22 protein-coding genes and 2 pseudogenes are annotated in these 20,699 nt (G+C 69.3%); 14 read left to right on the top strand and 10 right to left on the bottom strand.

Annotated elements, in window-relative coordinates:
* The first annotated feature begins 54 nt into the window (after window positions 1–54).
* A complete protein-coding gene (locus VS93_RS05190; protein ID WP_046468864.1) occupies window positions 55–567 on the top strand; it encodes a DUF6069 family protein in 513 nt (170 codons plus the stop codon).
* The gene (locus VS93_RS32420) at window positions 564–692 is read left to right on the top strand and encodes a hypothetical protein (protein ID WP_269082803.1); all 129 of its coding nucleotides are present in this window, start codon (window positions 564–566) and stop codon (window positions 690–692) included. The genes VS93_RS05190 and VS93_RS32420 overlap by 4 nt, the downstream gene beginning before the upstream one ends.
* Window positions 693–858: 166 nt before the next feature.
* On the opposite strand, the gene paaE is transcribed toward VS93_RS32420, so the two are convergent.
* The 5 genes and pseudogenes from paaE to paaA form a co-directional block, all read right to left on the bottom strand.
* Window positions 859–1,971 (bottom strand): 1,2-phenylacetyl-CoA epoxidase subunit PaaE, encoded by a 1,113-nt coding sequence (paaE, locus tag VS93_RS05185; protein WP_046468863.1) that lies wholly within the window; start codon window positions 1,969–1,971, stop codon window positions 859–861.
* 16 nt (window positions 1,972–1,987) lie between these two features.
* Window positions 1,988–2,497, bottom strand: coding sequence for a 1,2-phenylacetyl-CoA epoxidase subunit PaaD (gene paaD / locus VS93_RS05180; RefSeq protein WP_046468862.1), 510 nt, complete (start codon window positions 2,495–2,497; stop codon window positions 1,988–1,990).
* Entirely contained in the window at window positions 2,494–3,303 is an 810-nt protein-coding gene (paaC, locus tag VS93_RS05175) for a 1,2-phenylacetyl-CoA epoxidase subunit PaaC (RefSeq protein WP_046468861.1), read from the bottom strand. The genes paaD and paaC overlap by 4 nt, the downstream gene beginning before the upstream one ends.
* 13 nt (window positions 3,304–3,316) lie before the next feature.
* Window positions 3,317–3,598, bottom strand: a complete 282-nt coding sequence (gene paaB, locus VS93_RS05170) for a 1,2-phenylacetyl-CoA epoxidase subunit PaaB (protein WP_046468912.1) — start codon at window positions 3,596–3,598, stop codon at window positions 3,317–3,319.
* Window positions 3,599–3,606: 8 nt separating this feature from the next.
* Window positions 3,607–4,586, bottom strand: a pseudogene (gene paaA / locus VS93_RS05165) (1,2-phenylacetyl-CoA epoxidase subunit PaaA).
* A gap of 231 nt (window positions 4,587–4,817) precedes the next feature.
* On the opposite strand from paaA, the pseudogene VS93_RS33265 reads away from it, so the two are divergent.
* The 5 genes and pseudogenes from VS93_RS33265 to VS93_RS05145 all read left to right on the top strand — a co-directional run.
* A pseudogene (locus tag VS93_RS33265) lies at window positions 4,818–6,301 on the top strand (BTAD domain-containing putative transcriptional regulator); the annotation flags it as partial.
* Between the two features lie 324 nt (window positions 6,302–6,625).
* Complete coding sequence (locus VS93_RS33260; RefSeq protein ID WP_394298792.1) at window positions 6,626–7,597, top strand: tetratricopeptide repeat protein; 972 nt, start codon at window positions 6,626–6,628, stop codon at window positions 7,595–7,597.
* Window positions 7,598–7,695: 98 nt separating this feature from the next.
* Complete coding sequence (locus VS93_RS05155; protein ID WP_201776556.1) at window positions 7,696–8,121, top strand: hypothetical protein; 426 nt, start codon at window positions 7,696–7,698, stop codon at window positions 8,119–8,121.
* 87 nt (window positions 8,122–8,208) lie between these two features.
* Window positions 8,209–8,586, top strand: coding sequence for an STAS domain-containing protein (locus VS93_RS05150; protein ID WP_156184689.1), 378 nt, complete (start codon window positions 8,209–8,211; stop codon window positions 8,584–8,586).
* Window positions 8,583–9,548: a sensor histidine kinase gene (locus tag VS93_RS05145; RefSeq protein WP_046468859.1), complete on the top strand. Its 966-nt coding sequence runs from the start codon at window positions 8,583–8,585 to the stop codon at window positions 9,546–9,548. The genes VS93_RS05150 and VS93_RS05145 overlap by 4 nt, the downstream gene beginning before the upstream one ends.
* An 89-nt stretch (window positions 9,549–9,637) precedes the next feature.
* Here VS93_RS05145 and VS93_RS05140 read toward each other — a convergent pair whose 3' ends face one another.
* Window positions 9,638–10,273: a DUF4352 domain-containing protein gene (locus VS93_RS05140; RefSeq protein WP_046468858.1), complete on the bottom strand. Its 636-nt coding sequence runs from the start codon at window positions 10,271–10,273 to the stop codon at window positions 9,638–9,640.
* A gap of 116 nt (window positions 10,274–10,389) precedes the next feature.
* Window positions 10,390–12,090, bottom strand: a complete 1,701-nt coding sequence (locus tag VS93_RS05135; RefSeq protein WP_046468857.1) for a DUF6119 family protein — start codon at window positions 12,088–12,090, stop codon at window positions 10,390–10,392.
* A 166-nt stretch (window positions 12,091–12,256) separates the two neighbouring features.
* On the opposite strand from VS93_RS05135, the gene VS93_RS05130 reads away from it, so the two are divergent.
* The 5 genes from VS93_RS05130 to VS93_RS28910 all read left to right on the top strand — a co-directional run bounded on the left by VS93_RS05130 (window position 12,257) and on the right by VS93_RS28910 (window position 17,733).
* Window positions 12,257–13,633: an SAM-dependent methyltransferase gene (locus tag VS93_RS05130; RefSeq protein WP_052745544.1), complete on the top strand. Its 1,377-nt coding sequence runs from the start codon at window positions 12,257–12,259 to the stop codon at window positions 13,631–13,633.
* On the top strand, window positions 13,548–14,318 hold the full coding sequence (locus tag VS93_RS30260) for a restriction endonuclease subunit S domain-containing protein (protein WP_052745543.1): 771 nt from the start codon (window positions 13,548–13,550) through the stop codon (window positions 14,316–14,318). Before VS93_RS05130 ends, VS93_RS30260 begins: the two co-directional genes overlap by 86 nt.
* Window positions 14,319–14,411: 93 nt before the next feature.
* A complete protein-coding gene (locus tag VS93_RS31055; RefSeq protein ID WP_236700350.1) occupies window positions 14,412–15,665 on the top strand; it encodes a type I restriction-modification system subunit M in 1,254 nt (417 codons plus the stop codon).
* Window positions 15,662–16,402 carry a hypothetical protein gene (locus VS93_RS31050; protein ID WP_236700349.1) on the top strand — a complete coding sequence of 247 codons (741 nt, stop codon included), beginning with the start codon at window positions 15,662–15,664 and terminating at the stop codon, window positions 16,400–16,402. The genes VS93_RS31055 and VS93_RS31050 overlap by 4 nt, the downstream gene beginning before the upstream one ends.
* Before the next feature lie 116 nt (window positions 16,403–16,518).
* Entirely contained in the window at window positions 16,519–17,733 is a 1,215-nt protein-coding gene (locus VS93_RS28910) for a restriction endonuclease subunit S (RefSeq protein WP_162231644.1), read from the top strand.
* A 51-nt stretch (window positions 17,734–17,784) separates the two neighbouring features.
* Here the strand turns inward: VS93_RS28910 and VS93_RS05120 are convergent, their stop codons facing one another.
* Both VS93_RS05120 and VS93_RS05115 read right to left on the bottom strand, forming a co-directional pair.
* A complete protein-coding gene (locus VS93_RS05120; RefSeq protein WP_082126636.1) occupies window positions 17,785–18,252 on the bottom strand; it encodes an ATP-binding protein in 468 nt (155 codons plus the stop codon).
* Window positions 18,252–18,608 (bottom strand): hypothetical protein, encoded by a 357-nt coding sequence (locus VS93_RS05115; protein ID WP_046468856.1) that lies wholly within the window; start codon window positions 18,606–18,608, stop codon window positions 18,252–18,254. The genes VS93_RS05120 and VS93_RS05115 overlap by 1 nt, the downstream gene beginning before the upstream one ends.
* 183 nt (window positions 18,609–18,791) lie before the next feature.
* On the opposite strand from VS93_RS05115, the gene VS93_RS05110 reads away from it, so the two are divergent.
* A complete protein-coding gene (locus VS93_RS05110; protein ID WP_046468855.1) occupies window positions 18,792–19,640 on the top strand; it encodes a helix-turn-helix domain-containing protein in 849 nt (282 codons plus the stop codon).
* Window positions 19,641–19,651: 11 nt separating this feature from the next.
* On the top strand, window positions 19,652–19,906 hold the full coding sequence (locus VS93_RS27685; RefSeq protein WP_082126644.1) for a DUF397 domain-containing protein: 255 nt from the start codon (window positions 19,652–19,654) through the stop codon (window positions 19,904–19,906).
* A gap of 14 nt (window positions 19,907–19,920) precedes the next feature.
* On the opposite strand, the gene VS93_RS05105 is transcribed toward VS93_RS27685, so the two are convergent.
* Window positions 19,921–20,652, bottom strand: coding sequence for a DUF6082 family protein (locus VS93_RS05105; protein WP_201776555.1), 732 nt, complete (start codon window positions 20,650–20,652; stop codon window positions 19,921–19,923).
* Window positions 20,653–20,699: the final 47 nt, after the last annotated feature.

Below are 20,699 nucleotides of genomic sequence, written 5' to 3'. Positions count from 1 at the left end.
GGCCGCATCACCGTGCTAATTCGGCCGTGAGATTATCGGGAATGACCTGCGGGTATGTCGGCTACGACCGTGTTCGGCCGTATCGGGGGGAACGGCATGAACGAATATGGGGACCAGCAGCTCAACGTCGCCCGGTTATGGTCAGGGGGACTGGCCACGGCCGTGGTCGCCGGGCTCATCATCCTGGCCGGGGTGCTCGTCGCCCGGGGCGTCCTGCGGATTCCGGTGCTCGCGCCCGAAGAGGCCGGCTATTTCGGTGACGCCGGGACCGGCGTCTACGCGGCGATGGCCGCGACCGCGGCCCTGCTCGCCACCGGACTGCTGCACCTGCTGATGGTGGGTGCGCCCCGCCCGCTGGCGTTCTTCGGCTGGATCGTGGGCCTGGCCACCATCGTCGCCACGGTGAGCCCGCTCACCCAGCAGGCCGCGCTGGAGAGCCAGGTCGCGACGGCCCTCATCAACCTGGTCGCTGGTGTCGCCATACTCACTCTGCTCAGCAGCACCGGCGCGGGCGCCTCATGCGCCCTTCCCAGCGGTCCACCGAACTTCCCGCCTACGACGACGTGAGCTACCCCCGCACCGGCTACAGCAGCGGGTACCGCGACGCGCTGAACGGCTACCCGACGCGCAGGCACGGAGGCCGCTACCGCGGCTACGACCCCGACGCCCAGACCCGCATCGACTGGGAGTGAGGAACCGTCCGCGGCCGCCGCACCGCTCGCGGAGAAGGGGCACGACCGACGGGCCGGCCCGCATCGAAGACGGAGGCGGCCCGGCACTGGGGGGAGCCCCCTTATTCCAGTCCACCCCGGAACACCGCCAGCGCGCCACGGAGGTCTTCCCAGTGTGGACGGCGGATCAGGCGTCGTAGTCGACGACGACCTCCGGGGTGACGGGGCGGGACTGGCAGGTGAGCACGTAGCCGGCCGCGATCTCGTCGGCCTCCAGCGCGTAGTTGCGCGCCAGGTCCACCTCCCCGTCGCACACTCTGGCCCGGCAGGTTCCGCACACACCGCCGCGGCAGGCGTAGGGCGCGTCGCCGCGCACCCGCAGTGCCGCGCCGAGCACCGTCTCGTCCGCGCCGATGTCGGCACTGCTGGTCCGCCCGTCCAGGGTGAACACCACGCGGCCGACGCGTTCCGCGCCGCTGCCCTCCGGCCGGCGGCGCGGCGGCTCGGTGTCCCCGGTGTGGAACAACTCGAAGTGCACGCGGTCCGCCGGTACCCCCCGCTCCGCCAGCGCCGTGCGCACCGTCTGCACCAGGTCGAACGGACCGCACAGGTACCACTGGTCGACCCCCGCCGGCGGGACGAGGGCGGAGAAGAGCACATCGAGTTTCGCGGCGTCGATCCGGCCGCTGCACACGGGAGCCTCGGTGGACTCCCGGCTGAGTACGTTGAGCAGTTGGAACCGCTCCGGGTAGCGGTCCTTGACGTCCTGCAGCTCCTCCAGGAACATCACGTCGCGCGTGGTGCGGTTGCCGTAGACCAGCGTGAAGGAGCTGTCCGGCTCGGCCGCCAGCGTGGTCAGGACCAGGGACAGAACCGGGGTGATCCCGCTGCCCGCCGCGACCGCGACGTGCGCGCGCGCCCGTTGCGGTTCCAGCGGGACGTGGAACCCTCCGAGCGGCGGCATGACGTCGAGAACGTCACCGGGCCGCAGCGACTCGTTGGCGTGACCGGAGAACGTACCGCCTTCCAGGCGTTTGACGGCGATTCGCAGCGACCCGTCGGGCGCCGCTGAGCAGATGGAGTAGTTCCGCCGGATCTGCTCGCCTGCCGCGCGCCAGCGGATCGTCAGGTGCTGGCCCTGGACGAAGCGGAAGTCCTCTGCCAGCTCCTCGGGAACCTGGAACGTCACCGCCACCGCGTCGTCGGTGAGGCGGTCCACGGCCGCCACGGCCAGCCGGTGGAACCGGTGGGCGCCGCGGCGCCGCGGCGGGGCGGGGCGGTCCTGGGTCTGTGCGCGCATGGCTCCCCTGCTGCTCTCATAGCGGCTTGACGCGGTCGAACGGCTCCCTGCAGGCGGTGCAGACGTAGAGCGCCTTGCACGCGGTGGACCCGAACGGGCTCAGCTCCCGGGTCTCCAGCGCTCCGCAGTTCGGGCAGCGCACGGACAACGGGACGAACGTGTGTCCCGCGCCGGGCCGGGGTGCCCGCTCCGGCGGCGGCGCGATACCGTGCGCGGCCAGCTTGCGCCGCCCCTCGGCGCTGATCCGGTCGGTCGACCACGCCGGGGAGAGCTCGGTCCGCACGGCGACGCGGGTCTCCCCGTGCTCGGCGAGCCGCGCGCGGATGTCGTCGCGGATCGTGTCCAGCGCCGGGCACCCCGAGTAGGTGGGGGTGATCGTGACCGTGACCGCCCCCGCGTCGTCGCGGCCCACGTCCCGGAGGATGCCCAGGTCCGCCAGGTTCACCATGGGCATCTCGGGATCGGGCACCCCGGCGACGAGCTCCCGGATCTCCTCGACCTGCAGCGGCCCCGCCTGCCGCGTCACCACGCCGCTCCCGGGTGGGACCGGTGCAGGTGCTGCATCTCGGCGAGCAGGTAACCGAACGCCTCGGTGTGCACGCCGTCGCGGCCGCCCATGCCGGCGAGGCCGGTGACCGCCGGGACCTGGGGGCGCCGCAGCTCGGCCTCGGCGAGCGCCCCGTCCACGAACGCGTCCCAGGCCGGGCGGAGATCGGCCGGGTCGGGGCCGATCCCGGCTCCGGCGATGATCCGGGTGACGTCGTCGCCGGCGAACAGTTCGTCGACATAGGGCCACGCCGCCTCCAGGGCCGACGCCATGCGCCCGCTGCTCTCGCCGGTCCCGTCACCGAGCCGGACCGCCCACTGCGCTGCGTGGTCGCGGTGGTAGGAGACCTCCTTGACCGCCTTGCCCGCGATACCCGCGAACGTCTCGTCGGCCGACCGTGTGAGCGCCGAGTACAGCTCGAAGGCGTAGCCCGAGAACAGCATCTGGCGGACGACGGTGTACGCGAAGTCAGTGTTGGGCAGCTCCACCAGCCGGCAGTTGACGAACTGGGCCTCGTCGCGCAGGTAGGCCAGATCGTCCTCGGTGCGCAGTACCCCGGTGAGCTGCTCCTCCGTGCGCCCCGCGTAGCTCAGCAGCGAGCGGGCCTGGCCCAGCAGGTCGAGGGAGATGTTGGAGAGCGCGACGTCCTCTTCGAGCTGCGGGGCGCGGGCCACCAGCTCGGCGAGCCGGTGGCTCGCGATGAGCGCGTCGTCGCCCAGCCGCAGCGCGTACGCCGCCACCGCGGTGTCGACGGCCGCGGCCGGGGATCCCGTCTCGTCTCGCATCCCTATCCCCCGCTCACAGATGCTCGACCCCTTCGGGGACGGTGTAGAACGTCGGGTGCCGGTACACCTTGTCGTCCGCCGGGTCGAAGAAGGCGCCCTTCTCCTCCGGCGCCGACGCGGTGATCCGCGCCGCCGGAACGACCCACACGCTCACGCCCTCCTGGCGCCGGGTGTAGAGGTCGCGGGCGTTGCGCAGGGCGTGTTCGGCGTCGGCGGCGTGCAGGCTGCCCACATGCACGTGGGAGAGGCCGCGGCGGGCACGCACGAACACCTCCCACAGCGGCCAGTCGTCCATCCGCTCGCTCATGCCGCGCTCCCTTCGCGCTCCTCGCGCGCCGCCCGCTTCGCGGCGTGCGCCCGGGCGGCCTCGCGGACCCAGGCGCCTTCGGCGTGCGCGGCCCTGCGGTGGGCCAGCCGCTGCCGGTTGCACGGCCCGTTGCCCTTGAGGACCTGCTTGAACTCCGCCCAGTCGATCGGGCCGAAGTCGTAGTGGCCGCGTTCGGCGTTCCACCGCAGGTCGGGGTCTGGCAGGGTGAGCCCGAGCGCGTCGGCCTGGGGCACGATCATGTCGACGAAGCGCTGGCGCAGGTCGTCGTTGGAGAAGCGCTTGATCTTGTAGGCCATGGACTGTTCGGAGTGCGCGGACTCCGCGTCGGGCGGGCCGAACATCATCAGCGAGGGCCAGTACCAGCGGTCCACCGCGTTCTGCGCCATGGCGCGCTGGGCGCTCGTACCGTGCGCGAGCACGTGCAGGATCTCGAACCCCTGGCGCTGGTGGAAGCTCTCCTCCTTGCAGATGCGCACCATGGCGCGGGCGTAGGGGCCGTAGGAGCAGCGGCACAGGGGGACCTGGTTGGTTATGGCGGCCCCGTCCACCAGCCAGCCGATCGCACCGACGTCGGCCCAGTTCAGCGTGGGGTAATTGAAGATCGACGAATACCTCTGCCGGCCCTGGTGCAGCAGGTCCAGCAGCTCGGCGCGGTCGGCACCGAGCGTCTCCGCCGCGCTGTACAGGTAGAGCCCGTGCCCCGCTTCGTCCTGCACCTTGGCGATGAGGACGGCCTTGCGCTTGAGGCTGGGAGCCGGGTGATCCAGTTGGCCTCGGGCTGCATACCGATGATCTCGGAGTGCGCGTGCTGCGCGATCTGGCGTATCAGGGTCGTGCGGTAGTCATCGGGCATCCAGTCGCGGGGTTCGGTCCGCTCGTCGGCGGCGATCATCGCGTCGAACCACGCGCGCTCCCCCTCCGGTTCCGTGCGCAGCGGATTCTCGGCGCTGGTCATCCCTGGTCCTCCCCGGCACCGCCGCCAGCGGCGGCAGATCCCTACCGAACGTTCAGTTAGAAAATACTGCGGCGGCCGACCGCCGGTCAATGCCACACGACCGCTCGTTCGCCGGCGGCGCCGCCGGTCGATGCCACACAACCGCCCGCTCTTCGACGACCCGACGAAGGCCCCAATCCGGACAGAACGCGAGGTAACGTATGGCTACTCCGTAACGGCTTCGAGGTGGACATGATGACGGCCGCGGAGGGCACGAGCGTTCGATACCGGATCCTGGGGTCGTTGGAAGTGTGGAACGGCCACCAGTGGGTCGCGCCCGGCCCGGCGAAGTGGCGGACACTGCTGGCAGTGCTGCTGTGCCACGTGAACCAGGTGGTCTCCACGGACCGGCTCCTTGAGGAGCTGTGGGGGGAGACCCCGCCGCGGAGCGCGGGGAAACTGCTCCAGGGCTATGTGTCCCAACTGCGGCGCCTGCTCTCGGACGAGTCCGGACAGTTGCTGAAGACCCATGTCCACGGGTACCGGGCGCAGGGGTACCGGTTGGCGGGGCACCCCTGCGAGACCGACGCCGGCCTGTTCGAGCACCTGGTCGAACAGGGCAGGCGTGATCTGGACCAGGGCGAACCGAAGGCGGCCGCCCGCTGGCTGAGCGAGGCACTGGAACTCTGGCACGGCCCGCCCTTCGCCAGCGTTCCGCCGAGCCTCGCGGTGGAGACGGAGACGACGCGACTGGAGGAGTGCCACTCGAACGCGATCGAGGCCCGCATCGAGGCGGAGCTGCGGTGCGGTCGGCACGACGCCGTGCTGAGCGAGGTGGAAGGCTGGTGAACGCGCACCCGCTGCGCGAAGGCCCGCGGGGGCAGTTCATGGTGGCGCTCTACCGTGCCGGGCGGCGGGCCGACGCGCTGGCGACCTACCGGGATCTGCGGTGCCGCCTGACCGAGGAGCTCGGAGTGGAGCCGGGACCGTCGCTGCAGCGGCTGCACCAGCAGCTCCTCACCGCCGACACCGCGCTGCTCGCCCCGGAGGCTCCCCCGGAGCGGCGGCCGAGGCCGCCCGCGCCCGCCCCCGCTCTCATACCCCGGCAGCTTCCCCCCGCGAGCACCACCTTCATCGGCCGCGGCAGCGAAGCCTCCGTCATAGAGACGCTCCTCGACAGCGGGCGGGACACCTCCATGGTGATCTCGGCGATCGACGGCATCGGCGGCGTGGGCAAGTCGTCCCTGGCGATCCAGACCGCCCACCGGTTCGCCGACCGGTTCCCGGACGGCCAGCTCTACGTCGACCTGCGGGGCTCCGCCGCGGGGGTGACCCCGCTGGCGCCCGCGGCGGTGCTCGGCCGGTTCCTCAGCGCGCTGGGAGTGGACGGCACAGCGGTACCGGCGGACACCGACGAGGCGGCGGCCATGTTCCGCTCCCTCACCGCCGACCGCCGGCTGCTCGTCGTCCTCGACAACGCGGCCAGCGTGGAACAGGTCCGCCCGCTGCTGCCCGCCGGTACCGGGTGCGGTGTGCTGATCACCAGCCGCGAGATGCTCACCACGCTCGAAGGCGCCGACCACCTGCGCCTGGGAGAGCTTCCGCGCGACCAGGCGCGCATCCTGCTGGACCGGCTCGTCGGCCGCGAGCGGACCGCGGCCGAGCCGGACGCCGTCGACGAGATCATCCGGATCTGCGGTGGTCTTCCGCTCGCGCTGCGAATCGTCGGCGCGCGGCTGGCCGCACGCCCGCGCTGGCCCCTGCGCTCCCTCGTGGACCGGCTGGTCGACACGCGCACCCGGCTGGACGAGCTCCAGGTGGGCGACCTCGCCGTCCGGGCGAGTTTCCACGCCGGCTACGACAGCCTGCGCCACAGCGGGCACGGCGTCGACCAGCACGCGGCGCGCGCACTCCGGCTGTTCGGGGTGCTGCCCGGAGAGGACGTCAGCCCGCCGGTGGCCGCGGCGCTGCTCGACCTTCCCGCCGAGCGGACCGCGGACGCGCTGGAGCGCCTGACGGACGCGCATCTGCTGCACGCCCCGCACCCGGACCGGTACCGGATGCACGACCTGGTGCGCCTGTTCGCCCGGGAACAGGCGCACCAGGAAAAGGCCGAGTGCAGCGCGGCGCTGGAACGCGTGCTGCGCTGCTATCTCGACACCACGCTGCGCGCACTGCCGCTGCTCAACCCTGATATCCACCCTCCCGGCGACACGGCGCCCGGCGGCTCCATCCCCCTCACCACCCACCGCGAAGCCGAGGCATGGCTGGAGACCGAGCGGGCGAACCTCGTCGCGGCCGTCACGGGGGCCGCCGCGTGGGCCGAGTGCCCCGCTCCCGCCCGCCTTTCCGTGCGGTTGGCGCGCGCGCTGCAGTGGTTCCTCTACCCGCGCGCGCACATACAGGACCTGCGGGCCGTCAACGGGGCGGCGCTGAGCACCGCCCGCCGGCTCGGCGACCGCACCGGCGAGGCGTGGGCGCTCGACCACCTGTCCGCGGTGCACTGGCTGCGCCGCGAGTACGGCGAGATGCGGGCGTGCCTGGACTCCGCGCTCGCGATCTGGCGCGCGACCGGCGACCGCGAAGGCGAGCAGCGTTCCCTGTGCAACCTCGCGGACGCCCTGACGGAGCAGGGGCACTACGAGGAGTCCGTCCGGACGCAGAAGGGCCAGCTCGCCAACGCGCGCGCGACCGGCGACCGGAAGGCCGAAGTGGTTGGCCTGGGCAATCTCGGCCGGAGTTACCGGGGCCTCGGCCGCACCGAGGAAGCCCTCGACTGCTTCGGCGAGAGCCTGGAGCACGCTCGCCGGATCGGCGACGCCGACCTGGAGGGGTTCGCGCTCTACGAGACCGGCGTCGTCCGTATGGAACAGGGGTGCTTCGAGGAGGCCTGGGAGCACATGACGCAGGCGCTGCCGGTGTGGACCCGGCCCGGCGCGGCGGCGAAATGGCGCGGATACACCTGGAGCGCGCTCTTCCCCACCTGCGTCAGGCTGCACGTCGGCCCGGAGCCCCGACCCCGCAGCCCCTGATCTGACCTGCGGCTATACCGCCAGTCGACCGCCGCTAGGGTCTCCCGCCGCATGCTGTGGTCATCACCGCCCAACGCGCAGTGCTTCAGGGAGTCCGAATGAACGACGCGGATGAACAGCCCCATTCCGGTAAACAGCCGACCGTGTACTGGTGGGACACCTACCAGGCCTCGCACGGTGTGTGGGACGGGGGTCCCTGCGGCGCCTGCAGATCCGAGGCCACCGCACGCGCCTGCATCGAGGCGGCTCTGGGAGCCGTCGCCAACTCCGAGGTGTATGCGTGGGGGCAGCTCAGTCGGGTATCGCTGAGTTTCGAGGGATCCTCGCACTGGGGTGCCCGCACGCCCGTCGCCTGGGCCGAGTACCGGGCGAACGGGATGATCGCCTGGCGGCCCGGACTCGCGTCCCCCTCGCAGGGGTTGCTGCGGCTCAATCCGCCGACGGAACCGGAGGCGTGGTGCCTGGAGCCGTTGTCCGGCGAACCGGGAGCGGCCGGTGCGCCGGCCGGGCGCACCCGGCTGTGACAGCCTCCGCGGATTTTCGGCCCGACCACACGAATCCCCTGATAAACGCCATACGCTGGCAATTGGTGTGCGAGGCTGAAACCAGCCTTGTCCGTCCATAGGAACACCCGCGAGGTCCTCATGGAAGTCAAGCCCGAACTCGACGGCGAAATTCTGCGGATTGTCCGGACCGATGATCCTCCGACACTCCGTCTTGAGGGGGAACTCGACCTCACGCGGCATGAGCTGCTCGCCGACGCGCTCTCGTCGATGACGGCCGACAGCGGCGAGATCCACTTCGACCTCGCCGGGCTCCGCTTCATCGACCTCGGTGCGCTGAACCTGCTCACAACGCACGCGGCGGGTAACGGTGGTGGGGTCCGGTTCGTGCTGCACAACCTCTCGCCCGACATACGGCAGCTCATCGAGACGATCGGGTGGGAGCGGCTGCCCGGGCTCGTCCACGGCGAGGAGGGGTTCTCATGAATGCCAACGGCACGACAGCGCAGGAGTCGAGCAGCGACGACCGCGCGCTTGAGCACAAGGGGCTCGTCTACCAGAACCTGGACGAGTTCCTGGAGGTGACCGTCCCCTTCCTGCACCAGGGCTTCGAGGCGGACGACGTCGTCGCCGTCGTCAACACCCGGGAGAACAATGAGGCGCTGCGGGAGTCCCTCGGGCGGGACGCCGCGATGGTGCAGTTCGCGGACGCGAGCAACTGGTACCGGCATCCGGTGCGGGCGCTCACCGCCTACGACGCCTTCATCAAGGCGCAGGGGTCGCGCAGAATCCGGCTGGTCGCCGAATCCGTCTGGTGGGATGGGAGCACGCCCCTGGAGCTCGTGGAGTGGTACCGCTACGAGTCCCTGGTCAACGTGGCCTTCGCCCGGTCGGGCGCCCGGGGCATCTGCACCTACAACAGTGCGACCGCGCCGCCCGAGGTGATCGACCAGGCACGCCAGACCCACCCGGAGCTCTTCGACGGCCGGGACCTGGTGAAGAGCGACGAGTACATGGCTCCCGGCACCTTCAGCGCCCTGTGCGACCGGGAACCGCTGCCTCCTCCGCCGCGGTCGGCGGTATCCATGCGGGTCACGGCGACGGACCTGCAGGCCGTGCGAGGCTTCGCCGCCGAGCACGCCCGGCGCCACGGGCTGCCGCCCGATCTGCTGCACAGTCTCCTGGTCTCGGTGACCGAGGTGGCGACCAACGCCATCCGCCACGGCCTGCCGCCCATAGAGCTGCGCATGTGGAGCGACAGCGGCGACCTAGTGTGCGAGGTCACCAACTCCGGCCACTGGCACCCGGACGGCATCATGAGCTACACGCCGCCGGAGTCGGCCTCGGACAGCGGGTTCGGGCTGTGGGGGGTCCGGATGCTGTGCGACATCGTGCAGGTGCGGGCCGGCGCGTCGGGCACCACCGTCCGGCTGCGGATCCGGATCTGACCCGCGCCCGGCACCGATCCCGAGCGAATCGGGCCCTCCCGGAGCCTGGAGGGCCCGATTCTCCTGCGGACCGGTGGGGTTAGCCCAGCTCAGCCCAGGTTCACCGTGGCGCCGCCGCTGCTGAATACCGATCCGCGCAGCTCGATCGAGGCGGGCTCGGCACTTTCCGGGACGTCGAAGACGAGCTTCGCTTCGAGCTCGTTGCCGGGGTTGACGTTCTCGAAGAACGAATCGGCGTCCTCAAGGTAGAGCTCGGCCACGTCCTCGTGGCTGTGCTCGGAACCGTCGCTGTCGACCAGCTTCTGCTCGAAGCCGTCGAACGTCTCGGATTCCGTTCCGGTGTTCTGCACGGTCAGGCTGACGATGACGTACTGCCCCTGCGGGGTCTCCCGGACGAACTCGTCGCCGATGCTCTCCACGCCGGTCTCCACATCGGTGACGGTGAACGCGAGTTCGCCGTCCTTCACCGTGTCGCCGATCCCGGCGGCCTCTTCCTCCTCGCCGACCTCGTCGTCCTCGCCGCCCTCCGCGCCGGCGCCGCCGGCCTCCTCTGAGCCGCCGGAACCGGGGTCGGCGCCCTCCCCGTCCACGCCGGCGACGAGGGCGACACAGCCGGCGAACCCGAAGAGGAGGAAGGCGCCGGCGGCGATCAGGGCCGCCCAGAGGCAGCCGCGCTTCTTCCGCGGCTGCGGCGGCGGATACTGGGGGAATGCGGGCTCGGCCATGGGTTCTCTCCTTTTTGTGCGGGGCTGTTCAGCGGTTCCGGACAGCCTGAACAGAGCGGACGGCGTCCGCGGGGGTGGGGACGGCAGGGCGCGGGGTATGGAGCCCGCGCCCCCAGTCAGCCGCCGTGCCTGATGGCGGCGACCTCGACGTTGATTCCGCACCGGCGCAGCGCCACGGCGGTGCGGTACAGCTCGACCTGCGCCAGCGGGTAGAGGTTCTCGATTGTGACCTTGGAGTGCCTGGCCAGCCGGATGCCGAACACGACGGTCTTCGGCTGGAAACCGGTGAGGTCGCGTTCGGGGTTCATGCGGGCCACGATCCCGGTGAACCACTCGCGGGCCCGCTTCTCGTAGTGCAGGCTCTCCACGGCGGATTTTGCCTGGTTGAACAGGTGGCTCAGGCCCGCGGCCGAGGACGCCTGCTTGACGTGGACCAGCTCGTTTCCCGGCCCGAGGAGGTCGCACAGCTCCACTCCGTTGCCGAAGTGGACCTCGGTGCGGGCGAGGTTCTTGTCCAGGCGGAGGTATCCGGGCTGCGTATCGCCGACGTGCCGGTTGTACGCCGCTTCGGGCGACTCCTTTGCGCGCCGGTACGGGAGCACCTCCGGCCAGTCGGGGAGGTCCACCGACGCCCCCTTCGCGAGGAGGTCCGCGACCTCGCGGCGCACCTCCTCCAGGTAGCGGGGGCCGTACTCGTACCAGCGCCCGTCCCGCAGCACGTACATCTCGCTGCCCGGCGACACCGTGGCCTCGATCCAGTGGCACAGGTTGCGGTGGTGAGCGAGCTCCCGCTGGCCGTTGCTGTCCTCGAACAGCCGGATCCACCCCTTCTTGAGCGCCTGGGCGAGCGTTCCCTTCCTCAGGTGGCGCAGCCGCGCCACCAGGTCCTCCACCCGGAATTCGGTACGCGGCGCGCACGTCACCCCGATGCGGACCTGGAATGAGCGCGCCTCGTCGAGCTGATCGAAGACGTCCAGCGGCGGGGCGATCGCCAGTCCGATGGAGTCCGGGTCGCGCAGGCCGTCCTCGACCAGCGACCAGAGCACCTCGGTCTTCTCGTGGGAGCGGACCTCCTTGCGGTCCTCCAGGAACCGCATCTCCTCCTGCACGTAGCGCTCCTCCACGGTCGCGGCGATGAAACGGATGTCGTTGACGAGGTCGGCCTGGTCGACACCGAGATGGGTGCGGATGCCGTCCCCGCATTCGGCGAAACGCGCCTTCTCACCGCCGCGCGCGGCCGTGAGCTCGCTCAGCCCGCACCTGGCTTTGAGCCGGTTCACCAGCTCCCTTTCGTGCCGGAGCCCGAAGGTGCGCACCGCCTGGCCGCGCGGTATGTGGATGCTGCCGTACCGGTTCACGGTGTCCATGTCGCGGGTGTTGACCGTGGCCACCGTCGCCGGGTCGAGTGCGCAGGCGGCGAACGTGCGCCCGAACTCCGGGTCCCTGAGGTCTCTCGGGATGAGGTGGTGGCCGCCCCCGTAGCTGAACGCGTAGACGGCATCGTCCACCGCGACGATGACGGCGGCGACCGGGGAGGTCTTGCGCAGGTCCAGGTCGACCGCGGTGGTCCGGACCGCGTCAGCCTGCCAGTCGGGCGGGCGCTCGCCGCCGCGCATCCCGTACAGCACCACCGCGGGCATGCCGTTGATGCGGGTCGTCCTGAGGTGGAGCTGCCGGCGGGCGGTTCCGGCCTCGTCGAAGACCGCGCGCATGCTGTGCTCGTTCGCTTTCACATCGGTCAGCCGGTACAGCGTGACCTCGCGGACGCGGGGGGCGGATCGGGACGGCTCCGGGCTGGAAAGTGCCGTTCGGGTCATTGCGATCTCCCGGGGGAAGTAACGGGATACGTGTCGTGAACGCGTCGCCACATCAGATCTTCATGGCGACTCCGTCAATGTAAATGACGGCTGTGAACGTAGTCAACAAGCAAATTTCTGTGTACGAGCGTTCCCTTGCATATGCGGCTGCGATAAGGTCAACGCCATGGCAAGGTCGGTGCCGGACACCAACGACGGCGACGCCGCGACCGTCAGCGCAGCCGAGATCGCCCGCCTGGCCGGGGTGGGGCGCGCCGCGGTGAGCAACTGGCGGCGCAGGCACGGCGACTTCCCGGAACCGGTGGGCGGCACGGACACCAGCCCCTCGTTCGACCTGCGTGAGGTGCGCGGCTGGCTGGAGCGGCAGGGCAAGCTCACCCAGGCGCCGAGCGTGGAGTCGGTGTGGCAGCTCATGGACGCCGCGCGGGGGCGGCTCGACACCGCCGACGCGGTGGCGTTCGCGGGTGCGGCCCTGCTGGTCGCGGCATCGGCGAGCGGCACGGCGGGCATGGCGGACGCCGAGCTGGACGACCGTATCCGGGCGGTGTTCACAGCCGTTCCCGACACCGGGCCCCCGGCGCTCCCCCCTGTTCACACGTTCCGGGCGACGCTGGACGGGATCGCCGAACTGGCCCGCGAGGAGGGCGGCCCGCAGGAGACGTTCGAACGGCTCTACGGGCGCTTCCTCACCTCGGTCACCCGCCAGTTCACGGCCACCCCCGAGGAACTCGCCGAGCTGATGGTGGAGCTCGCGGGCCGCCCCGGCGGCACCGTGTTCGACCCGGCGTGCGGCGCGGCCACCCTGCTGCGGACCGCGCTCCTGCGCGGGCAGGGCGTGCGGCCAGTCGGGCAGGAGCTGAACGCGGGGCCGGCGCGGCTCGGCGGGGTGCGGCTGGCGCTGGCCGGGGCCGAACCCGACATCCGCGCGGGCGACTCGCTGCGCGAGGACGCCTTCCCCGACCTGCACGCCGACGCCGTGCTGGTGAACCCGCCGTTCAACCAGCGGGACTGGGGTGTTGAGGAGTTGGAGTTCGACGCCCGCTGGGAGTACGGACTCCCGGCGAAAGGGGACTCGGAGCTCGCCTGGGTGCAGCACGCGCTCGCCCGCGCCCGGCCCGGCGGCGCGGTCGTCATGGTCCTCCCGCCGGGGGTGGCCTCGCGGCGCTCCGGCCGCCGGATCCGGGCGGAGCTGCTGCGCCGGGGCGCGCTGCGCGCGGTGATCGCCCTGCCCGCCGGGCCTGGCACCCCCGATGGGCATCCCCCTCACGCTGTGGGTGCTGCGGCGCCCCGCCGAGGGGGAGGCCGCGCCCTCCGATGTGCTGATGGTGGACGCCGCCGCGGCGGTCGCCGAACCCGCCTGGCCGGAGGTGCGCGAGGCGGTGCTGGAGGCCTACGAGCCGTTCGCGGCCGGGCGATCGGGCACGGGGGAGGAGTCGGGGCACTGGCGGACGGTTCCGGTGGTCGACCTTCTCGGCGAGGACGTGGACCTCACCCCGGCCCGGCACCTCACCCCCGCCGCCCCCGACGTCTCCGGGCTCGGTGAGGCCCGGGAGACCCTGGCCGCGCTCGCCGGGCGGCTCTCCGAGCTGCTGCCGGAGGTCGCCGAGACGCCGCCGGGCTCAAGGGCCACGGTGACCGTTCACGACCTGGTGCGCCGCGGGCAGGTCGAACTGCTCTGGACACCGTTTCACCGCCGCGGGGAGGAGGACGCCGCCGGGCCGGAAGCCCTTCTCGCGTTCACGGTGGCGGACGTGTTGTCCGGGGGGCCGCCATCGCAACGGGTACCGGAGGGCGTGGACACGGTGTGGGTCCGGGCCGGTGACGTCCTGGTGCCGCGCGCGCCCATCCCCCGCCCGGCCGCCCGGGTGGTCGGCGACACCGAGGCGGGCACTCCCGTCGCGGGCAACGTAGTGGTCGTACGCCCGGACACCGAGACACTCGACCCGTGGTTCCTGGCCATCGTGTTCAGCGGCTCCGAGGTGGCGCGGCGCTCCTCTTCGCTGCACCGTTCCTCCCTCGTCGACGTCCGGCGGGTGGAGCTGCCGCGCCTGCCGCTGCCCGACCAACAGCGGATCGGTGCGGCCTTCCGCCACTTGGAGGAGTTCCGCGCCACCCTCGACCGGCTGTACCGGGCGGGTGACGACGCGCGGCGCACGATGGTCGACGGCCTGGTCCACGGCGCCCTCCGCCCGGTCGCGGACGAGCCGGACGACATCCCCGACAGATAAGCGGCGCCGGCTCGGCCGAACCGGTCGCGCCTGTCGTAGCCGCGTCGCAGACTTTCCCTGACCCCTCTTCGTTCTTGGTAAGGAAAACCCCCTATGAGTTCTGAACACCAGCGGCTCGCCGGTTTCCTCTGGTCGGTGGCCGACCTGCTCCGCGGCAGCTACAAGCAGTCGGAGTACGGCAGGGTGGTGCTGCCGTTCACCGTGCTGCGGCGGCTGGAGTGCGTGCTGGAGCCGCACAAGGCCGCCATCATCGAAAAACGCGACGAGCTCAAGGCCAATGGCTTCGAGAACCGGGAACGCCAACTCCTGTCGTTCGCCAGGTCGCAGGGGCTGAGCTTCTTCAACGAGTCGAACCTGAGCTTGGAGAAGATCGTAGAAGCCGAGACCGACCAGCACGTCATGGCGAAGAACCTGCGCACCTATATCGGCGGTTTCTCCTCGACGGCCGCGGACATCTTCGAAAACTACGACTTTTTGAACCAGATCGCCCGGCTGGAGAAGTCGAAGCTGCTGTACCTGGTGGCGGGCAAGTTCGCCGAGGTGGACCTGAACCCGGAGCGGGTGTCCAACCACCAGATGGGCTACCTGTTCGAGGAGCTGATCCGCAGGTTCTCCGAGATCTCCAACGAGACCGCCGGTGAGCACTTCACCCCGCGCGAGGTCATCAACCTGATGGTGAAGCTGCTGCTGTCGCCGGACAAGGCCGATCTCCTCAGAGAGAACAAGGTCTTCACCGTGCTGGACCCGGCGTGCGGGACCGGGGGCATGCTCACCGCCGCCGAGGACTTCATCACCGAGCACAACCCGGACGCGACCGTGAAGCTGTTCGGCCAGGAGGTCAACCCGGAGTCCTACGCGATCAGCCGCTCGGACATGCTGATCAAGGGCGAGCAGGCCGACAACATCAAACTCGGCAACTCCTTCACCGACGACCGGCACGCCTCATGGTCGTTCAGCTACCTGCTGGCCAACCCGCCGTTCGGGGTGGAGTGGAGGCAGGCCCGCGGCGAGGTCGAGGCCGAGCACGAGAACAAGGGCTACCGGGGCCGGTTCGGCGCCGGGCTGCCCCGGATCAACGACGGCTCGCTGCTGTTCCTGCAGCACATGATCCACCACATGCGCCCACCCGAGAAGGAAGGCGCGCGTGTGGCCATCGTGTTCAATGGCTCCCCGCTGTTCACGGGCGGCGCGGGGTCGGGCGAGTCCGACATCCGCCGATGGATCCTGGAGAACGACTGGCTTGAGGGCATCGTCGCCCTGCCGGACCAGCTCTTCTACAACACGGGGATCTCCACCTACTTCTGGATCCTGTCGAACAAGAAGGACCCGGCCCACAAGGCAGGGTGATCCTGCTGGACGCCCGCGGCGAGTGGGAGAAGATGCGCAAGAGCCTCGGCGACAAACGCAAGTACATCCCGGACGACCGGATCGCGGAACTGACGAAGCTGTACGTGAACGCCCTGTCCGAGGCCGAGTCGGATCCCCGGGTGAAGGTGTTCCAGCCGAGCGACTTCGGCTACCGGCGGATCACCGTCGAACGCCCGCTGCGGCTGCGCTTCGAGGTCACCGAGGAGACGCTGGCCGAGCTGGAGGCCAACAAGACCCTCGCCAAGGACACCGACCTGCGGGACAAGATCCTCACCGCCCTGCGCCCCCTGGCGGGCCGGGAGCCGACCTACGGCAAGGCCGACTTCGACGCCAAGCTGAAGGCCGCCTACGCCGACGCGGGCCTCACCGGCATCCCGACCCCCGTCACCAAGCAGGTATGGAACGCGGTCAGCGTCAGCGACCCCGAAGGCGAACCGCAGAAGGACAAGAAAGGAAACGTCCTTCCGGACCCGGACCTCCGCGACTACGAGAACGTCCCGCTGGACGAGGACATCCACGCCTACTTGGAGCGCGAGGTCCTGCCACACGTCCCCGACGCCTGGATCGACGAGACCAAGACCAAGGTGGGATATGAGATCCCCTTCACCAGGCATTTTTATGAGTACACTCCGCCAAGGCCGTTGGAGGAGATTGACGCGGAGTTGAAGGAGCTTGAGGCCGAGATCCAGAGGTTGTTGGGGGAGGTGACGGAGTGATGTTGGAAGACGTCCCGCTTCCGTCCGGATGGCGATGGTCACCTCTTAAGCACCTAACAACAACTCTCCGAAGGGGGTCCGTACCTGCTTACGTAGATCATGGACCTATTCGGGTCGTGAGCCAAGCATCAAACCAATTAACAGGGCTAGACTGGGAACGCACTCGATTTCATGACTACCCGGGTGACCCACGTAACCTTAAAGGGCATATTCAACACGGCGATATACTCATAAACTCAACCGGCCGTGGAACACTCGGCCGCGTTGGACGCTTCACAGGATGCCCAGACAATAAACCATGCATAGCGGATACGCATGTCACAGTCGCACGCGTCGATAGAAGCGCATGGGATGAACGGTTCGCGTTTTACTACCTTGGCAGTTCCCTCTTCTCTGACTACATGAATTCAAACCTTGTAGTTGGCTCTACAAACCAAATTGAGCTGAGCAATGATGGTCTCTCCAACTCCCCTGGAATTATGCCACCGCTGGATGAGCAGTGGCGTATATCTGACTTCCTCGACGCCGAGACAGGGCGAATCGATCGCCTTATTTTCCTCCGCGAACAGCAGTTCAGCGCGCTAACCGAGCGCGCATCCGCAGAAGTATCGGAACGCTTCTTCCCAGGCATCCTCGCCTCGCCACTTGGCGATTATCCGTGGAGATGGCTCCCAAAGCTAGACTCTTCCACTCCATTAGTCCGACTCGGATATGTATGCAGAATCCAAGGTGGCGTTACACTCGACGGGACCAGGGAGATCGACGATAAGAGCGTCACTCGCCCCTACTTGCGTGTCGCTAATGTACAGGCAGACCACGTAGATCTGTCTTCCGTATCGGAGATCACCGTTCCACTCCCAGTTGCCGCCCGTTCCGCATTGCGACCGGGCGATGTCCTGATGACAGAAGGAGGTGACATCGATAAGTTGGGGCGCGGCACAGTTTGGCGTGGAGAAATCCCCGGCGCACTGCACCAGAACCACATATTCGCGCTGCGCCCAGACAAGAATCGCCTCGATCCTGAGTACCTGGCACTCCTTACACAGTCCTTGCACGGACGTTGCTACTTTGAAAGCACCGGTGTGCGCAGCACCAATCTCGCTTCGACTAATAGCACCAAAGTTCTCGCGTTTCCCATTCCACTCCCCAAACTCTCTCGACAGCGGGAGCTGATCGCCATCGTTCACAAGTCCCTAGGGAGCACCAGAGAGGCCAAAGACGGGATCGAGCGGCAAATCTCTCTCCTTGCTGAGCGGCGGCAGGCGCTCATCACTGCGGCTGTCACTGGGCAGATGGATGTGACGACGGCGGGGCGGGCGGCCGTGGGGTGACGGCTGGGCGTGGATCGACGGCCGCCGTGCCAGACGAAGCGGATTCGAGAGTCAGGGTCGGGTAGCGGTGTGGAAGTGGGCCCAGGTGACCATCGGGCCGGTGTAGTGGTCGGGGGCGGGGGTGCGAACGCCAAAGCACGGATCAACGTCGGTGGGAGCGCGGCCCCAGGTACAGGAGAGGGCTTCGGCCAGGACCAGGCCGCAGCCGCCGGGGCGCAGCGGATCAAACGGCTGGAGTTCGGCTGTGGTGGTGGCCTCACCCTGGTCGATCACCTCCAGGTGGATGGTGCCGGTGATCAGGCCGACCAGGCCCACGTCCACCTCGCCCTCGGGTCGGCCGGAGGCGGTGTGGCGCAGGGCGTTGCTGAAGAACTCGCTGGCCACCACTTCCACGGCATCGGCCACGTCGTAAAAATCCCGCACCAGGGCCCGGACCCAGATGCGAGCCTCGCGGCACTGCTCGGCCAGCCCGGGAAAGGACCGGTAGGCACTGAGCGTGAACAGGGAAGCGGCCTCCATCACGCCACCCCCGCCAGGGCGCCCGAAGCGACGTGGGTGGACCGCTCACCACGCACGCGGGCACGGACGTTTCCCGCGTTGCCCGCCGGGCCGTGCCCGGCCAGGGCAGCGGCGGCCTCACCCACACAGTCGGCGCGGACCTGGCTGCTGTGGCTCCAGACGAACCACCAGGAGTCCCCGAGCCACAGCGCCACCACCGCGACCCGACGACCGTCAGGCCCGACGGTGTAGAGCACCGGGTGATCCGAGCCGGCCAGCGCCACCAGCGCCGACCTGCCGAACCTGTGCACCTCCTGCTGCAGCCGAGCCAGCAGCGAACGGCGCACAGCACCTATAGGCCGGTTATGCGAAGACATGGGCATACTGTTCCCCTTCACTGTTGAGGTGTTGCTAAGCTATTCGCAACATTAGCTCAACATACCGGCAACATGGCACGCTTTCCACAGAAAAACTGAGGACACGGACAACACATTCACGTCCAGTGCGGATCATCGCGCCAGCCGCCTAGCCAGACCTGGAATCCGATCGCGGAGGAGAACATGCCCCAAGCACGTCAGAGCACCATCGCCGGTCGCGGCTTGGGCGCGGAGTTGCGATCGTTGCGCAACACGCGGCATCTCAGCCTCCGCCACGTCGCAACACAGCTCGGCTGGCAGCCCTCCCGGCTGTCCCGGATCGAAACCGGCAAGCAGGGCATCACCACCGAGGACGTGGCCTCGCTTCTGGTCATCTACGGCGTCACCGGTGAGGAACGCGAGCGCCTGCTGGCCAAGACCGAGCGGGCCGACGAGCCGAACCTGTGGGAGGTCCAGGGGCCGCTGTCCCAAGAATCGAGGACCCTCATCCAGATCGAGCCCGCCGCGACCAGCATCCTCAACTTCCAGCCGCTACTTATCCCCGGCCTGTTGCAGACACCGGACTACACCCGGGTGGTTATGAAGGCGTGCGGTGTCTCAGAGGAGGACGCCGAGATCCGGGTGGCCGCGCGGATGAGCCGGCAGGCGATCCTCAGCCGGGAGAAGCCACCGGCCTTCGACGTGATCTTGGACGAGTGCGCGCTCCGGCGAATCGTCGGCAGCCCGAAGACCATGGCACGTCAACTCCGGCACCTCATCGAGGCCACCGAGCGTCCCAACGTGAACCTGTGGGTGTTGCGCTACTCCGTAGGCGCGCACACCGGCCTGGACGGCGCCTTCGCCCTGTTCGACTTCGCCAAGGACGGGCCCGTGGTCTACCTGGACCACAAGATCTCCGGGCTTTTCCTGGAGAAGCCGGAACAGGTCGCCTTCTTCCGAAGCGAGGCCGATAGGCTGAAGTCAGTCGCGCTGACGCAGCAGGAGTCCGTGGATACTGTTGCGGCCATTGCAAAGGAACTCGATCACGAATGAAGGCGTCCCCCATGAGCGCTCGACTCTCAGCGGCAACCTGGCGTAAGAGCTCCTACAGCGGGTCGAACGCAGACTGCCTCGAATGCTCCAGCACCGCCTGGCACGTGTCCTCCCACAGCGGATCGAACGCCAATTGCGTCGAGTACGCCCAGCTCCCCTCCTCCGTCGCCGTGCGGGATTCCAAGCGTCCCCGCGCGGGGCACCTGTCCTTCCCCGGGGCCGAGTGGTCGGCGTTTCTCTCGGCGGTGCGGCGAGCCCACCTGTAACCTCTTCCCCTCCCTCAGGGCTCTTGAGGGAAGCGTTTCTTCACGAACGCACGAAGGAACGGAATGCTCAAGATCGACGAGGGAGGGGTGTCCCGGCGCAGGCGCCGAACGACCCCGGCGGCGGCCCCGACCGCTGCCGTGCCCGCAGCGAAAGCGAGCAGCAGACGCCCCACACCGTGGCGGGTGCGCTCCCTGCCCTCCTCGTCCTCACGCCGCGCGGGCTCGGCGGGCTCGGCCTTCTGGTACTCCTCGTCGAGGATCGCCACGAACCGCCGTTCCCGCCGGGTTCCCTCGGTCATAGAGGACATGTCGCGCGCCCGTGTCCAGTAGGCGTAGCCGACCGCGCCTTGGAACATCTCGCGGGCCACCGCGCGCAACCGCTCCTCTGGAAGCGCACCGATCTCGAAAGCGCTGGCCCACTGCGAGATGATCATGTTCGTGTAGAGCTGCTGCTTGCGCGTCTTGGGGTCTTCCCCGTCGGGGACCGGTCCCCAGCACTCGTCGAGGTCGGGATCGTCCATGGCCATCCGCAGCAGTTCACTCATGGCCTGGCGCCGGGTTTCCTCGATCGCCCTCCTGGTCTCCCGCGCCTGGAAGACAAGTGTCACCGCCACGCCGACCAGCGCCAGAACCGCGATCAGCGCGGAGACCGCGCCATAGGTCTGCCCGATGAGGCTCAGCCGCTCCCACTCCCCGTCGGCACCGTCGAAGACCCGCAGCCCCAGTGGGGAGACGCCGACGAGCACGACCGCCACCACGATGAGCAGCAGAATCGTAGCAACGGTCAGCGGCC

Origin of the sequence: Allosalinactinospora lopnorensis (assembly GCF_000981225.1) — a bacterium.
Classification (GTDB): domain Bacteria; phylum Actinomycetota; class Actinomycetes; order Streptosporangiales; family Streptosporangiaceae; genus Allosalinactinospora; species Allosalinactinospora lopnorensis.
The sequence above is the reverse complement of the archived record's forward strand: the minus strand, read 5'-3'. Positions and strand labels throughout refer to the sequence as shown.

Bases quoted from the DNA above. Each gene is read 5' to 3' on its own strand.
- VS93_RS05190 (WP_046468864.1), top strand. From the start codon at position 55: ATGTCGGCTACGACCGTGTTCGGCCGTATCGGGGGGAACGGCATGAAC.
- VS93_RS05155 (WP_201776556.1), top strand. From the start codon at position 7,696: ATGAACGACGCGGATGAACAGCCCCATTCCGGTAAACAGCCGACCGTG.
- paaC (WP_046468861.1), bottom strand. From the start codon at position 3,303: ATGCGAGACGAGACGGGATCCCCGGCCGCGGCCGTCGACACCGCGGTG.
- VS93_RS05140 (WP_046468858.1), bottom strand. From the start codon at position 10,273: ATGGCCGAGCCCGCATTCCCCCAGTATCCGCCGCCGCAGCCGCGGAAG.
- VS93_RS33260 (WP_394298792.1), top strand. From the start codon at position 6,626: ATGCACGACCTGGTGCGCCTGTTCGCCCGGGAACAGGCGCACCAGGAA.
- VS93_RS05110 (WP_046468855.1), top strand. From the start codon at position 18,792: ATGCCCCAAGCACGTCAGAGCACCATCGCCGGTCGCGGCTTGGGCGCG.
- VS93_RS05145 (WP_046468859.1), top strand. From the start codon at position 8,583: ATGAATGCCAACGGCACGACAGCGCAGGAGTCGAGCAGCGACGACCGC.
- VS93_RS31055 (WP_236700350.1), top strand. From the start codon at position 14,412: ATGAGTTCTGAACACCAGCGGCTCGCCGGTTTCCTCTGGTCGGTGGCC.
- paaB (WP_046468912.1), bottom strand. From the start codon at position 3,598: ATGGACGACTGGCCGCTGTGGGAGGTGTTCGTGCGTGCCCGCCGCGGC.
- VS93_RS05120 (WP_082126636.1), bottom strand. From the start codon at position 18,252: ATGGAGGCCGCTTCCCTGTTCACGCTCAGTGCCTACCGGTCCTTTCCC.
- VS93_RS05130 (WP_052745544.1), top strand. From the start codon at position 12,257: ATGGCAAGGTCGGTGCCGGACACCAACGACGGCGACGCCGCGACCGTC.
- VS93_RS05115 (WP_046468856.1), bottom strand. From the start codon at position 18,608: ATGTCTTCGCATAACCGGCCTATAGGTGCTGTGCGCCGTTCGCTGCTG.
- paaE (WP_046468863.1), bottom strand. From the start codon at position 1,971: ATGCGCGCACAGACCCAGGACCGCCCCGCCCCGCCGCGGCGCCGCGGC.
- VS93_RS05135 (WP_046468857.1), bottom strand. From the start codon at position 12,090: ATGACCCGAACGGCACTTTCCAGCCCGGAGCCGTCCCGATCCGCCCCC.
- VS93_RS27685 (WP_082126644.1), top strand. From the start codon at position 19,652: ATGAGCGCTCGACTCTCAGCGGCAACCTGGCGTAAGAGCTCCTACAGC.